General features: G+C 35.2%; 15 protein-coding genes. 13 read left to right on the top strand and 2 right to left on the bottom strand.

Annotated features, from left to right (window positions below; genetic code table 11):
* Positions 1–3: 3 nt before the first annotated feature.
* The 6 genes from GHI93_RS00440 (at position 4) to GHI93_RS00415 (ending at position 5,569) form a co-directional block, all read left to right on the top strand.
* Complete coding sequence (locus GHI93_RS00440; RefSeq protein WP_153494587.1) at positions 4–951, top strand: ABC transporter ATP-binding protein; 948 nt, start codon at positions 4–6, stop codon at positions 949–951.
* A gap of 368 nt (positions 952–1,319) precedes the next feature.
* The gene (locus GHI93_RS00435) at positions 1,320–2,183 is read left to right on the top strand and encodes a MarR family winged helix-turn-helix transcriptional regulator (RefSeq protein WP_153494585.1); all 864 of its coding nucleotides are present in this window, start codon (positions 1,320–1,322) and stop codon (positions 2,181–2,183) included.
* A gap of 23 nt (positions 2,184–2,206) precedes the next feature.
* Positions 2,207–2,698 (top strand): flavodoxin domain-containing protein, encoded by a 492-nt coding sequence (locus tag GHI93_RS00430; protein WP_246176986.1) that lies wholly within the window; start codon positions 2,207–2,209, stop codon positions 2,696–2,698.
* Between the two features lie 27 nt (positions 2,699–2,725).
* Entirely contained in the window at positions 2,726–3,400 is a 675-nt protein-coding gene (locus GHI93_RS00425) for an SGNH/GDSL hydrolase family protein (protein WP_153494584.1), read from the top strand.
* A 133-nt stretch (positions 3,401–3,533) separates the two neighbouring features.
* Complete coding sequence (gene lmrA / locus GHI93_RS00420; protein ID WP_153494779.1) at positions 3,534–5,288, top strand: multidrug efflux ABC transporter LmrA; 1,755 nt, start codon at positions 3,534–3,536, stop codon at positions 5,286–5,288.
* A 35-nt stretch (positions 5,289–5,323) separates the two neighbouring features.
* Positions 5,324–5,569: a hypothetical protein gene (locus GHI93_RS00415; protein ID WP_153494583.1), complete on the top strand. Its 246-nt coding sequence runs from the start codon at positions 5,324–5,326 to the stop codon at positions 5,567–5,569.
* On the opposite strand, the gene GHI93_RS00410 is transcribed toward GHI93_RS00415, so the two are convergent.
* A complete protein-coding gene (locus GHI93_RS00410) occupies positions 5,517–6,281 on the bottom strand; it encodes a hypothetical protein (RefSeq protein ID WP_153494581.1) in 765 nt (254 codons plus the stop codon). The two genes, GHI93_RS00415 and GHI93_RS00410, sit on opposite strands and share 53 nt — an antisense overlap.
* A gap of 116 nt (positions 6,282–6,397) precedes the next feature.
* Between GHI93_RS00410 and GHI93_RS00405 the strand changes: the two genes are divergently transcribed.
* The 7 genes from GHI93_RS00405 (at position 6,398) to pnuC (ending at position 12,165) form a co-directional block, all read left to right on the top strand.
* Positions 6,398–6,712 (top strand): ArsR/SmtB family transcription factor, encoded by a 315-nt coding sequence (locus GHI93_RS00405; protein ID WP_153494579.1) that lies wholly within the window; start codon positions 6,398–6,400, stop codon positions 6,710–6,712.
* Between the two features lie 81 nt (positions 6,713–6,793).
* The gene (locus GHI93_RS00400; RefSeq protein WP_153494577.1) at positions 6,794–7,948 is read left to right on the top strand and encodes an MFS transporter; all 1,155 of its coding nucleotides are present in this window, start codon (positions 6,794–6,796) and stop codon (positions 7,946–7,948) included.
* 195 nt (positions 7,949–8,143) lie between these two features.
* Positions 8,144–8,647, top strand: a complete 504-nt coding sequence (locus GHI93_RS00395) for an LURP-one-related/scramblase family protein (RefSeq protein ID WP_170272350.1) — start codon at positions 8,144–8,146, stop codon at positions 8,645–8,647.
* 148 nt (positions 8,648–8,795) lie between these two features.
* Positions 8,796–9,227: a phosphate-starvation-inducible protein PsiE gene (gene psiE, locus GHI93_RS00385; protein ID WP_153494572.1), complete on the top strand. Its 432-nt coding sequence runs from the start codon at positions 8,796–8,798 to the stop codon at positions 9,225–9,227.
* A gap of 76 nt (positions 9,228–9,303) precedes the next feature.
* Positions 9,304–10,119 (top strand): NUDIX domain-containing protein, encoded by an 816-nt coding sequence (locus GHI93_RS00380; RefSeq protein WP_153494570.1) that lies wholly within the window; start codon positions 9,304–9,306, stop codon positions 10,117–10,119.
* Between the two features lie 135 nt (positions 10,120–10,254).
* Positions 10,255–11,361: a nicotinamide-nucleotide adenylyltransferase gene (locus tag GHI93_RS00375; protein WP_153494569.1), complete on the top strand. Its 1,107-nt coding sequence runs from the start codon at positions 10,255–10,257 to the stop codon at positions 11,359–11,361.
* A 24-nt stretch (positions 11,362–11,385) separates the two neighbouring features.
* Positions 11,386–12,165 (top strand): nicotinamide riboside transporter PnuC, encoded by a 780-nt coding sequence (gene pnuC, locus GHI93_RS00370; protein WP_153494567.1) that lies wholly within the window; start codon positions 11,386–11,388, stop codon positions 12,163–12,165.
* Between the two features lie 40 nt (positions 12,166–12,205).
* Here the strand turns inward: pnuC and GHI93_RS00365 are convergent, their stop codons facing one another.
* The gene (locus GHI93_RS00365) at positions 12,206–12,772 is read right to left on the bottom strand and encodes a TetR/AcrR family transcriptional regulator (protein WP_153494566.1); all 567 of its coding nucleotides are present in this window, start codon (positions 12,770–12,772) and stop codon (positions 12,206–12,208) included.
* Between the last annotated feature and the right edge of the window lie 158 nt (positions 12,773–12,930).

The following is a 12,930-nucleotide window of genomic DNA, read 5'->3' as shown; positions in this document are numbered from 1 at the left end:
AAAATGGCAAATATTATTGAATTTAAGGAAGTTGGGCTGCGTTATGGAGACAAATCAGTTGTCAGTCAACTCAATTTTTCGATTCAGGAGGGTGAGATTTTTGTTCTTGTTGGTCCATCAGGTGGAGGAAAAACAAGTACTTTGAAAATGATAAATGCTTTGGTTGTACCTACTGATGGAGATGTCTATTTTGCAGATAAAAAAATCAAAGATTATGATTTACAGAATTTGCGATTAAAAATTGGATATGTTTTGCAACAAATTGCTTTATTTCCAAATATGACCGTTCAACAAAATATTGAATTAATTCCAGAATTACGAGGGTGGGACAAAGTTAAACGTCATGAACGATGTGATTATTTATTGAATAAAGTGGGATTAGATGCAGAAAAATATAAAGGGCGATATCCCAATGAGCTTTCTGGCGGGGAACAACAACGCATCGGAATTCTGCGAGCAATTGCAGCAGAACCTGATTTGATTTTGATGGATGAGCCATTTTCGGCACTTGATCCGATTTCGCGGACCTCATTACAAGATTTAATTCTTAATATTCATGATGAATTGGGCACTACGATTGTATTTGTAACACATGATATGAATGAAGCTTTGAAAGTTGGATCGCGGATTGCGGTTGTAACAGATGGATCAATTGTTCAACTGGATACTCCTGAAGCTATAAAAAATAATCCTGCAAGTGAGTTTGTAAAATCTTTCTTTGGCGCTGCTCATTTTTCTAAAAATAAAACGTTACGTGATGTTCTTGATCAAATTGTTCTTGTCAGTACTGACAAACCTGCTGAAACAATTCTGTCAGTACTGACAGAATTATCAGAAGTCTATGACGCGCTTATCCGTGCGGATAAGCTTGCAATTTTTGATGAAAATAATCAATTTCTTGGAAATTTAACAAAAGAAAAGATCTTTGAATTTTTATCAGTCAGTCAATGAGTGGAGAAGAAAAATTAAATGATCATGAGAGACTCGTGTATCCAAACAGAAACATAAGGTTTAGATAGAAAAAATAAAAATCAGTCTTTCGGCTGATTTTTATAATTTAGTTAGTTTATCTGTTGACAAAACTAACTAAATGGTTTATAATCATTTTTGTTAGGTAAATAAATAATAAACTAACTAAATTTCAAAAAATCAAGAGGTGTAAAGGAGTGTCAATGATAAAAATAATTAAATCCATCGCTCAAAAATTCAAAGGATTCATTCGATTGATTGAGCGCCCAGATGAACTGTTCGCTTATGCTTTTGATGACCAACTAAAATTTAATTAAAAATAAAAATTAAAAATTAAAGGAGAAACACCGATGTCTGAACAAACAAATCGCTTATTACATTTATTTTCAAAATTACTCCATCATCCAAGTGTTCTTTTCGCTTTAAGAGCGGATGGGATTTCTAATCAAATGAAAAATCGCGGCAATCGCAATGGTGCTCAAGGTTTACTTGTTGAGTTGTGGAATAAAGACGGATTGACAAATGCTGAACTCGCAGAATTGCTTGATATCAAACCATCAAGTGTGACGGCACAAGTCAAACAATTAGAAGAAGCTGAGATGGTTGTGCGTAAGCAAGACGAAAATGACAAGCGCGTCAGTCGCGTCTTTCTGACAGAAAAAGGACGTGAAGCACAAGAAACACGAGATACCATGCACAATGATATTTCAGAAACGATTTTCGGAAATTTGACCGATGAAGAACAAGAACAATTGGTGAAATTGATGGAAAAATTGGTTGAATCAAATGATTCACATGATGATCAAGATTTTCAAAAAATGACACAATTTTTCGGTAATCCGTTTGTGGAAAATATGATGAATGCACATGATCGTCATGCTTTTGGCAATCACATGCGCCGTGAAATGCAAAATTGGCAACGTGAAATGCGTCGCGATGAGCGTTCACAAGCGCCATTTGGCGAAGACTGGAAAGTTTTTGGTAAACAAATGAAAGAAAGTTTCCGAAATAATTTTGGTAAACGGGATGATGCGGACTTTAAGGAACAGTGGAAAAATTTTTCTGATGAGATGAAAAATCATTACGGTGGAAATCATCAAAACCGTCCTGATGCTGAGGATTATTTTAATCGTAAACGTGAAGGTTTCCGCAGTCAACCCGGTTTTGATAAAAATAAAGAACCCAAAAAACCAGAAAATTGGGATGATTTCTAAATAATAAATAGACTAGGAAGTGAATGATGAAAACCCTTATTGCTTATGCGGGAAGAACAGGAGTTACAGCAAGATGTGCAAGAGCGTTGGCGATTCATTTAAACAATGTGACACTTGTTGACTTAAATGCGGAAGCAGTTGATCCTGCGGATTTTGATGGAGTCATCATTGCCAGTCCAGTTTATAGTCATAGATTCGAGCGGTCAGTAAAAAGTTTTCTCAAAACTTATCAAAATGTTTTAGAAAATAAACCCTTTGCCTGCTTTGTAACGATGGTGGAATATGAAACTTTCGATAAAGTCATCTCAAAAGAAATGCCAGAAACTCTGCGTCGCCATGCGGTTGTCATTGAAAATTTTGGTGGAGAAGTGAATCATCTCAATGTTTTTGGCTGGTATGATCAATTGATTGCAAAATCAATGGTTCAAATAGAGCGCAAAAAACATCCGATTGAATTATTAGCTGACGCGCCGAGAAAATTTACTGACCAGCTCAAAAAAGCAAACTGGATATAAAAAATAACTTAAAAGAAGGAAGAAAAAATGTCAGAAGAAACAAAATCACTTACGCTAAATCCTCAACTTGAAGCTTTTCAAAAAAATTTACTGACGAAATACGATACAGCAAATCTGTCAGTAAAAAAAGGGCAGACACTCTTTGTCGGCAGCTCACTGATTGAAATATTTCCTATTGAAAAGTGGGAAGAAGAAGGAAAAGTCGAGTTTTCACACTACATCTATAATCGTGCAGTAAGAGCAACGACGACAGCTTTTTTACTCGAGCATATCGATAGTCAAATTTTCAATCTTGAGCCGTCAAAAATCTTTATCAATATCGGAACAAATGATATTGGATTTGAAGTCCCAGAAGATGAATTTTTGACAAATTATGACAAAATCATGAGCGAAATTGCTGACAAACTTCCTGATACAGAAGTTTATGTCATGCGTTATTATCCAATCAATACGGTTGATTTTGGTCATGATACTGACGAAAAAACGTTGTTTGAAACCAGAAGTAATGAAAAATTTCAAACTGCATCAGATAAAATCGATAAAATTGCGCAAAAACACAATTTTCACTTCATTGATGTCAATGCTGGCTTGTCAGATGAAAATGGCAATCTTAAAAAAGAATTAACGATTGATGGCGCACATCTAAATCCTGCAGGTTATGCGATTGTTCTTGAAAATCTCAAAAAATATTTGGAAGCATAATTGTATCTTTGACTCAAAATTAACGAAGCAAAAGTCAATAAAATTACTGACAGAACACATGTCAGTAATGTGCTGAAAACTCAACTAAAAAAACTTAAAAAGGAAGTAACATAAAATGGAAAGAGGTTCACAACTGGCCAGCCGCGTTGAAGGAAAAGCGGTTGACAAAACATCCATTAAACATTTCGTCAAATTAATTCGTGCTGCAAAACCACGTTATCTCTTCTTTGTGATTGGGATTCTGGCAGGAATTGTCGGCACATTGATTCAATTGCAAGTTCCAAAAATGGTACAGCCCTTGGTCAATAGTTTTTCTCACGGGGTCAATGGTGGGAAAGTAGCCATTGTCATCGCACTTTATATTGTTTCAGCAGCTGTTTCAGCCATTGCAGCGATTGTTCTTGGAATATTTGGTGAGTCGGTCGTCAAAAATCTGCGGACGCGCGTTTGGGATAAAATGATTCATCTGCCCGTCAAATATTTTGATGAAGTTAAAACAGGAGAAATGAGTTCTCGTTTAGCCAACGATACCACGCAAGTCAAAAACTTGATTGCAAATGCGATTCCACAAGCTTTCACCTCTATTTTACTTTTGGTTGGCTCAATTGTCTTCATGCTTCAAATGCAATGGCGCTTGACGCTCGCGATGATTATTGCGGTTCCGATTGTCATGCTTATTATGTTTCCAATCATGACTTTTGGTCAAAAAATTGGACGAACTAGACAAGATTCTTTGGCAAATTTTCAAGGAATTGCAAGTGAATCATTATCAGAAATTCGTTTAGTCAAATCATCAAATGCTGAAAAACAAGCGTCTAAAAAAGCTGAAAATGATGTTAATGCCCTTTATAAAATTGGGGTAAAAGAAGCCGTTTTCGATGGTTTGATGTCGCCAGTCATGATGTTATCCATGATGCTGATGATTTTTGGACTCCTGGCTTACGGGATTTACCTCATCTCAACAGGGGTTATGAGTCTTGGGACTTTGCTTGGAATGATGATGTATTTGATGAATTTGATCGGAGCTGTGCCAACTGTGGCAACTTTCTTTACAGAACTTGCAAAAGCGTCAGGATCAACGGCTCGTTTGACTGAATTACTCGAAGAAGAACAAGAAGTGCTTCATCAAGGAGAACGTCTAGATTTGGAAGGAAAAACGCTCTTCGCGCATCATGTTGATTTTGCTTATGATGATTCTGAACAAATTTTACATGACATTTCTTTTGAAGCTCAACCGAATTCAATCATTGCCTTTGCAGGTCCTTCTGGAGGAGGTAAATCAACCATCTTCTCTCTTTTAGAGCGTTTCTATCAACCAACAGCAGGAGAAATCACGATTGGTGGTCAACCGATTGATAATGTTTCTCTTGAAAATTGGCGCAGTCAAATTGGTTTTGTCAGTCAAGATTCAGCAATTATGGCTGGAACCATTCGTGAAAATTTAACTTATGGACTTGAAGGTGATTTTTCTGATGATGACCTTTGGCAAGTGCTTGATTTAGCTTTTGCACGGAGTTTTGTTGAAAATATGCCTGATCAACTCAACACCGAAGTTGGCGAACGCGGCGTCAAAATCTCAGGCGGTCAAAGACAACGTTTGGCTATTGCGCGTGCATTTTTAAGAAATCCAAAAATCCTGATGCTTGATGAAGCAACGGCAAGTTTGGATAGTGAGTCAGAATCAATGGTTCAACGTGCGCTAGATAGTTTGATGAAAGGGCGCACAACTCTTGTCATTGCTCACAGACTGTCAACGATTGTTGATGCAGATAAGATTTACTTTATCGAAAAAGGTCAAATCACAGGAAGTGGCAAACATAATGAACTTGTCGCTACTCACCCACTCTATGCAAAATATGTATCAGAACAATTAACCGTTGGTCAGTAACAAGAACCCCTTGCAAATTTTTGCAGGGGTTTTTCTTGAGAGCAACGAAGATACGTTGTTTTTTAATCGTCACTGATGTTTTTTTATTTCTGTCAGTACTGACAGAAATTATCGTGTTGTTTTTTATCGTCACTGGTGTTTTTTTATTTCTGTCAGCACTGACAGAAATTATCGTGTTGTTTTTTATTGTCACTGGTGTTTTTTTATTTCTGTCAGCACTGACAGAAATTATCGTGAGTATTTATCGCTCTTATGATCACGTTTTCCTTCAAGATCTTTGATAATTGGAGTGATACGTGTGGTTTCACCGAAAATTTGTCGCGCTGCATCATTGCGCGGATTTTCTTTTTTTCGTGTCCATCTGAAATGAATGATTTTCAAGAAAAATTGACGACAGTCGTTCCATAAGTTAATATTTTTGATTTCTAGTGTCAGATGGTCAGTCTGATGGCCAAAATCTTTGATGAGTGCTTTAATTTCATCTCGAATCAAATTTTCCAAAATCTTGATTTTTATTTCATATAAATTTCCTTGATTTTCGATTTCAAATGCTTTGACTTGATTTGAGATGGCTAAAAAAGTTTTCGCCACTCTATTTCTAAGTTTTGGAAAATCATATTTTGAAATTTCAATTTGAGAATTCCAGACTTTCCGTCGTAACTCAGTTTCCATCTGTAACAGCTCTGATTTCATTTGATAAACAAAACGAGAATGAGCATCATCAACAGACTCACCAGACTTTTGTTTTTGTTGAATAATCAAGCGTTCATTGAAATAGCGCACTTGTAAATCTGCATAGGTCCACAAGGTACCAATAAGATCAACGGCATATTTTTGCAAAGCATCTCTTTGATGACGCTTTGTGTTTTTGATGTTTTCATTATGATTAAAACGAACATTTATGACTAAAGACATCGCTGGTACAAAAGATAAAATTGCTGCTGTTGAAAATGTTAAATCCATATTTTCCTCTAAAATAAGCTTATCACTCATTTTCCTTTCGAAAAAAGTATAGCATAGATAACTAAAATCAACATTACATTGTCAGAAGTTATCATTTTTTGTTCCATTTTCTTGCAACGTTAGCAATTCTGTGATAAAATACATTTATGGATTTAAATAAATCAAAGCTCAATAATACAACACTAAGCGATGAACAGCTCGTAAAAATTTTTAAAGCACTCTCTGATCCAACGCGTTTAGACATTCTGAGAATCATCAAAAATCACGATTATTATGGGGAATGTGCTTGTAATGTGTTTAATGATCAGATTGACATGAGTCAACCGACCATGTCTTATCACATGAAAATGCTCAGGGAAGCTGGATTAATCACAGTGAGAAAAGAAGCAAGAGAAAAGTTTGTTACGATTAATCATGACTTGCTCAAATCATTTTTCCCAAATTTCCTAGAGCTCCTCTAGGAAAGAAAAATTTTTAAGCAATACATCGAAACATATAAATATATTGATGTGTTTTACAATAAAAAAATTGGAGAAATTCACATGAAAAAAACCATTTCACTTTACTTTTTAATTATGTTTTTGATTGGTACCGATACGTTTTTAGTTTCGCCACTCTTACCACTTTTATCACATCTTTATCATGTCCCAACAACTCAGTCTGGCTGGATTGTCAGTGCTTACGCCATAGGTTATGTGCTGTTTGCTATAATTGCAGGACCAATTTCAGATCAGCGCGATAAAAAGAAGGTGCTCCTCTTTGGATTTACTGGTTTTGGCTTAGCGACCTTTTTATGTGCTTTTGCATTTAATTTTAGTTTCATGCTTATTTTTAGATTTTTAGCAGGTGCTTTTGCGGCAATCGCTGCACCCCAAATTTGGGCCTCTGTTCCACGCGTTGTTAAGAAAAAAGAGGTCATGAAATCAATGGGATATGTTGGAGCTGCAATTTCAGTATCACAGCTCGCAGGTGTCCCAATCGGGAGTTTTTTAGCCAGTATTTCGTGGAGAACGCCTTTTTTGGTCGTCTCTTTTTTATCACTCCTTGTTGCTGTCGTGGCCAATTTCTTGCTGCCCAATGTTTTGCCACAAAATCAGTCAAAGCAAAAACGCAACATGATAAAAATTTACCACTCCATCATAAACGATCGTGTTTCTGTTGCTGTTATTATTGCTTACTTTATCTTTCAGACAGGAAACTTTACGGTGCTTAATTTTATCGGAACTTGGCTTGAAAAAGATTTCTCAGTGTCAATTACAGGAGTAGGTTTTGCAATGATTTTCATTGGATTTGGAAATCTTGTAGGGACCACATTTGGCAGTCAACTGATAAAACAAATAGGCGCAAAAACCTCTCTTTTCTTAGGTTTTGGTATTCTCATTTTACTTTATCTCAGTATTCCATTTTCAAAATCTAGTCTTTGGGGAACAGCAATTTTGACACTGATCATGATGCTCAACGGTTTTGTTTTTCCAATATTCATGACCTTAATGCAAAGTACACCTATAAAAGATAAAAGTACCATGTCTTCTCTTGGCAATGCTGCAATGTACGCAGGATCAACAATTTCCGGAATGATTGGTGGAATCTTGATCACGAATTTCCCAAATTTCCAAGGAATTTCAGGTTTGTGTATCCTCTTGTACTTAATTTCAGCAACGCTTTACTTTAAAAGCGGAAGCTTAAATTTGATTTAGCATTTTTATAAAAAAATCACAGATTCCTCCCTCTATTTCAAGCAAATAAAGACGACAATATCCATCAGAATAAGCGAACACACGAGTTTGATAAATACTTTGGCGTAAAATTTCGAATACAGGACACAAAAGTGTGATAAGAGTATGAGTTTTTTTGATATAATAGATTTAAAAATAAAATTAGAGGAAAATGCGATGAAAAAATTAATCGTCAATCAAAAACTTTTTTCATTATCAGGCTCATTTTGGGTCACTGATGAAAATGAGAGAGAATGTTATCAGATCAAAGGAAGTTTGTTTCAAGTTCCAAAACGTTTTCAAATTTATGATGTTTTAGGCAACGAGCGCGCTGTCATTACTCACAAAGTATTTTCATTGCTTCCTAAATTTTTTCTAAGCATTGATGGAAAAGAGCAAATGACGATTTCAAAACGGTTTTCACTTTTTAAGCCCAAGTACGATATCGAATCAAAAAACATTGAAATCAACGGTAATATTTGGGACATGAATTTTGAGATTCTTAAATCCAATTCGCCTATTGGACACGTCGATAAAAAATGGTTTTCAATTAGGGATAAATACATGATTGTCATTGATGACGACAGTACAGAAGAAAATATCCTCCTTGTTCTTGGAATTGTTCTTGCGATTGATTATGCCAAAAAGATGGAAGAAAGTTCTTCCAGCACTGCAAACTAAAGAAAAATTTCTGTCAGTACTGACAAAAAAGGTTTTGAGAGCTGTCAGTACTGACAGCTTTTTAATCACTAAGACTTTTGTTCTTGTCCGATTCATGATAAGATAATGAGAGAAGAATTTACTCAATCATCAATTCACAGGAGGAAAAATGAAAAAATATTTTGATCATTTTGAATTAAAAGTCGCAAAATTTTTAGAAAAAATCAGTTACATTTCACTGATGCTCGTTGGTTTAGCGATTGCGTTTTTCTTATTTAGAGAAGTTTATTACATGTTCATGTTGGTGTTTCAAACTGCAGACACAGGGCGCTATTACAAAATTTTAGAGGGTGTTTTGTCATTCTTTATTCTTTTTGAATTTTTAACTTTGATTGTGACCTCCATTCGAAATAAAGGACACGTGTCTTTAATCTTTCTTTTATCACTTGGAGTAACCGCTTTAATTCGAGTATTACTTATTTATCATGATGAATTATTTGGCGTTTTAGCCATATCAGGTGCAATATTAATCTTGATTATCGGGATTATCATCTTAAAAAAATTTATTTTCCCAAACGACACCACAGAAGATCATCTCTAAAACCTACAGCACCCAATTTTCTCACTTTTGATTAAAATTTAAAGATACGATATAATGATAATAATGGAGTGAAAATATGACAGAAAATCAATATTACGAACAAGAAGCCACAGCATCAGAATTCCTTGAGTGGTACAAAACCCAAGACATTAAAAAATATGAAAAACCATCCGTTACGATAGATAATGTAATTTTTGCTTTTGACAAAAAAGAAAATCAATTGAAATTGTTGCTCATAAAACGAGCAGCACACCCATTTAAAGATAAATATGCACTGCCTGGAGGATTTATTAATCCCAATGAAGATGCAAAAGAAGCTGCAAAACGTGAAACGTTTGAAGAAACAAACGTTAAAATTGAAAGTGAAAATCAAATGTGGCAAATTGGAGCATTCTCAACACCATTTCGTGACCCAAGAGGATGGACCATCACCATCGCCCACACCACTTTTTTATATCCTTTTGTCGATCCCAAAGCAGGAGATGATGCGAGCGCTTGTGAATGGGTTTCGATTATTCCTGCTGAAAATAAAAAACAACTCCCGTATTTTATGACACAAGATAAAAAAATCATTCATCTGGATCAAGATTTAGCGTTCGATCATGCACAAATCATCAAAACAACATTTAAACGCATTAAATCTTCGCTCACGTTTAATGCAGATGTTGCAAAAGTTCTTGGACCAACCTTCACCAGCAATCAATTAAAAAAACTATTCTTTTATTTTGATCCCAAATTTAACGAAACCTACAACCCATCAAATATCGTCACGACTTACGTCAAACGACTAGAAATCTTTCAAAAAGTAGGACAAATCACAATCAATGAACAATCCTCAGGACGACCAAAAACACTATTTAGTTTTAATCCTGAACAAGAAAATAATGTCTAAAATCTCCGGAATATAAATTTCGGATTTTTTTTGAAAAAAAAAACAATTATCAGTTGACAAAACAAACTATTAAAGATATACTATATCTAAATCAATTTAGATATAGTATAATTTTAATAAAAAGGAATGAAAAAGATGGAAACAGCAAATCTTAATAAAGAAAAGATTGCAGGAAAAAAAATCGGGGTGGTATTTGGGACATTTGCTCCATTACACAATGGGCACCAAGCGATTATTTATAAAGCGCTAATGGAAAACGATGGTGTCGTTTTGATTGTTTCTGGTTACAAAGGAGATCGCGGAGATGTGATTGGTCTTCCGCTTGAAAAGCGTTTTAGATATTTAAGGGAAGCCTTTAACGATGAATTAAATCTCCGCATTGATCTATTGGACGAGTCCGATTTATCACGTTATCCAGAAGGTTGGGATGATTGGACACTCAAATTTAACGATATCATCCAAAATAATTTAAAAGACTCAGGCTCACATCAATTCAAAGCTTATGTTGGCGAGCCTGAGTATGTGGATGAACTAAAAAAAAGATTACCACATAACTTTGAAATCAACTTGCAAGATCGCACATTAATTCCAATCACAGCAACAGAAATCCGTGAACACCCACTAAAACACTGGAATTCAATCAATCGAATTTTTCGGCGTCACTTTACAAAAAAAGTACTCGTCGCAGGATCCGCGTCAACAGGAAAATCAACGTTAGTCAAGCGCCTCGCACGCACGTTTAACGCTCCTTTTTCAGAAGAATATGCACGACTTTACGAAGAACAAAATAACGTCACTGACGCTGAACTCAAAGCGTCCGATTATGCAGAGTTCATCATGGGGCAATGGAATGCAAATTATAAAGAAGTCATCAGTCCATCAAATAACGGACTAACGATCTTTGATACTGATGTGATGGTTACCAGAGCGTACGCGCAACTTTATCTCTCTCCAAAAGACAATCAAGAATTAGAATCCATTTTTAATCTGTTCATCAATAAACAAGATTTTGATTTAATTTTTATCATCCCTCCCATTACAGAATATGTGAATGACGGGTTTAGAAATATGGATTGGGAAGCAACAAAGATGGATTACCATCAAACACTTTTGCAAATCATCAAAAAGTATGGGTTTAAAGATAAAGTCGTTATTTTAGATGATCGTGGGAACGATAAATATGAAGGTTTTTACCTTCGTTACCTTCATGCGGTCAGTGAAGTAAATCAATTATTAAAATAAGTCAAAAATAGAAAGTAGAAAAAAATGAATACAAACCTCCTCATTCAAGGGATAGAAGATGCCTTTAATCCAAAAAAAATCGTAAACGAACTCCTCACCATGACCGTAAAAGACTATATTTTACTGTTCACACTGACTGGAGTTCAAATCTTCGCTTATTTTCTTTCTGGTGCCTTTGATCTAATGAGCAATTTATCATTAATAGTCGGCATTTTTACCATTGTTAATTTAATTTTAGTTAATCGCGGAAGATTGACTAACTACGCTTGGGGAACGGTAGCCACTATTTTTTGGCTCATCGTTGCAGTCCACTCGCATCTTTTTGGAGATATGTTTAGTCAGACTTATTACTTGCTCATGCAATTTGTTGGTGCTTACGCTTGGCAAAAATCACTCAACAAAACAGACACAAAAGAAGTAGCACCAAGGAAAATCACAGTAAAAATGACACTTATTTCAATTATTGGTTTTGCAATCATCTACGCTCTCGTATTACTGACCTCTGCTCATCTTAATGGACAACAAATTGTTCTTGACGCCACGCTCTTACCGCTTGCGATTATTGGACAAATGTTGATGACTTTTGGTTATCGAAGCCAATGGATTGTTTGGTTTCTTATTGATATCATTAACGTCGTAATTTGGTATAATAACTACTTAACCCAAGGTCATACCGCATTTGGAATGTTCATTCTCCAAATTTTGATGCTCATCAATGCCTGCTACGGTGCTTATCTTTGGTTTGCAAAACCATCAGAAGAAACCTATTCCAAAGCATCAAAAGCTCAAGAACCTTTACTCTAAGTCAGACAAAAAAATAACGTCCAAGCACGTTATTTTTATATCACTCAATGCCCGAATAAATTAATTCACGCACCGACATTTTCATCAAAAAAAGAAACTTATCTCTAAACAAATCTAAATCAACTGGAATATCAGCTTCTAACCATAAAGTAAGCACAGCCACGAGTTGAGCATTAAAATATTTAAGAAGCTCTTTTCCAGTAAAATAATTTGCTAATCCATGTTCTTTAATCAGAGCATTAAACCTATTTTTAGCCCAATGCCACGTTTCATCACGAATAGAATCAATTAAACGAAAAGGAAGTTGACTACTATAGATCACGTGAGCCTCCTCTTTATGTGCCCAAAGCACTGGAAGCAAAATATCCGCTAACACATCAAGTGAAACTTCCTCACATGGATAAGAAAGAAGACGTTCGTTGACTTCACGAACAATTTTGAGGTAGGCAAACTCAACAATTCCTGGAATTCCATCTGGAAAATTACTTTTTATCGTTGTCCGCGTGATATACGATCGTTTTGAAATTTCCTCAACAGTAAGACTTCCATTTTCAGCAGCAATATTAAAAAGTGTTCGAATGATGATATTCTTCGTATCTTTAGACATTATAACTCCATTTTTTATTCACGTTAGATTAAGATAGATTATACCATACTCTCCCATAAAAAACTAATAATTTTATTTATTACATTGAATTTTTTCATTTTTTTCACAAAAAATTTTCATTTCTAAAAAGTGGTACATTAAATTAATCTCATTCAAAG

This window comes from Lactococcus hircilactis, assembly GCF_009601015.1.
Taxonomy (GTDB): domain Bacteria; phylum Bacillota; class Bacilli; order Lactobacillales; family Streptococcaceae; genus Lactococcus; species Lactococcus hircilactis.
The sequence above is the reverse complement of the archived record's forward strand: the minus strand, read 5'-3'. Positions and strand labels throughout refer to the sequence as shown.

Coding starts and splice junctions, on each gene's coding strand:
- psiE (WP_153494572.1), top strand. CDS start 8,796: ATGAAAAAATATTTTGATCATTTTGAATTAAAAGTCGCAAAATTTTTA.
- GHI93_RS00435 (WP_153494585.1), top strand. CDS start 1,320: ATGTCTGAACAAACAAATCGCTTATTACATTTATTTTCAAAATTACTC.
- GHI93_RS00380 (WP_153494570.1), top strand. CDS start 9,304: ATGACAGAAAATCAATATTACGAACAAGAAGCCACAGCATCAGAATTC.
- GHI93_RS00395 (WP_170272350.1), top strand. CDS start 8,144: ATGAAAAAATTAATCGTCAATCAAAAACTTTTTTCATTATCAGGCTCA.
- GHI93_RS00405 (WP_153494579.1), top strand. CDS start 6,398: ATGGATTTAAATAAATCAAAGCTCAATAATACAACACTAAGCGATGAA.
- GHI93_RS00440 (WP_153494587.1), top strand. CDS start 4: ATGGCAAATATTATTGAATTTAAGGAAGTTGGGCTGCGTTATGGAGAC.
- GHI93_RS00430 (WP_246176986.1), top strand. CDS start 2,207: ATGATGAAAACCCTTATTGCTTATGCGGGAAGAACAGGAGTTACAGCA.
- GHI93_RS00400 (WP_153494577.1), top strand. CDS start 6,794: ATGAAAAAAACCATTTCACTTTACTTTTTAATTATGTTTTTGATTGGT.
- pnuC (WP_153494567.1), top strand. CDS start 11,386: ATGAATACAAACCTCCTCATTCAAGGGATAGAAGATGCCTTTAATCCA.
- GHI93_RS00425 (WP_153494584.1), top strand. CDS start 2,726: ATGTCAGAAGAAACAAAATCACTTACGCTAAATCCTCAACTTGAAGCT.
- GHI93_RS00375 (WP_153494569.1), top strand. CDS start 10,255: ATGGAAACAGCAAATCTTAATAAAGAAAAGATTGCAGGAAAAAAAATC.
- GHI93_RS00410 (WP_153494581.1), bottom strand. CDS start 6,281: ATGAGTGATAAGCTTATTTTAGAGGAAAATATGGATTTAACATTTTCA.
- GHI93_RS00365 (WP_153494566.1), bottom strand. CDS start 12,772: ATGTCTAAAGATACGAAGAATATCATCATTCGAACACTTTTTAATATT.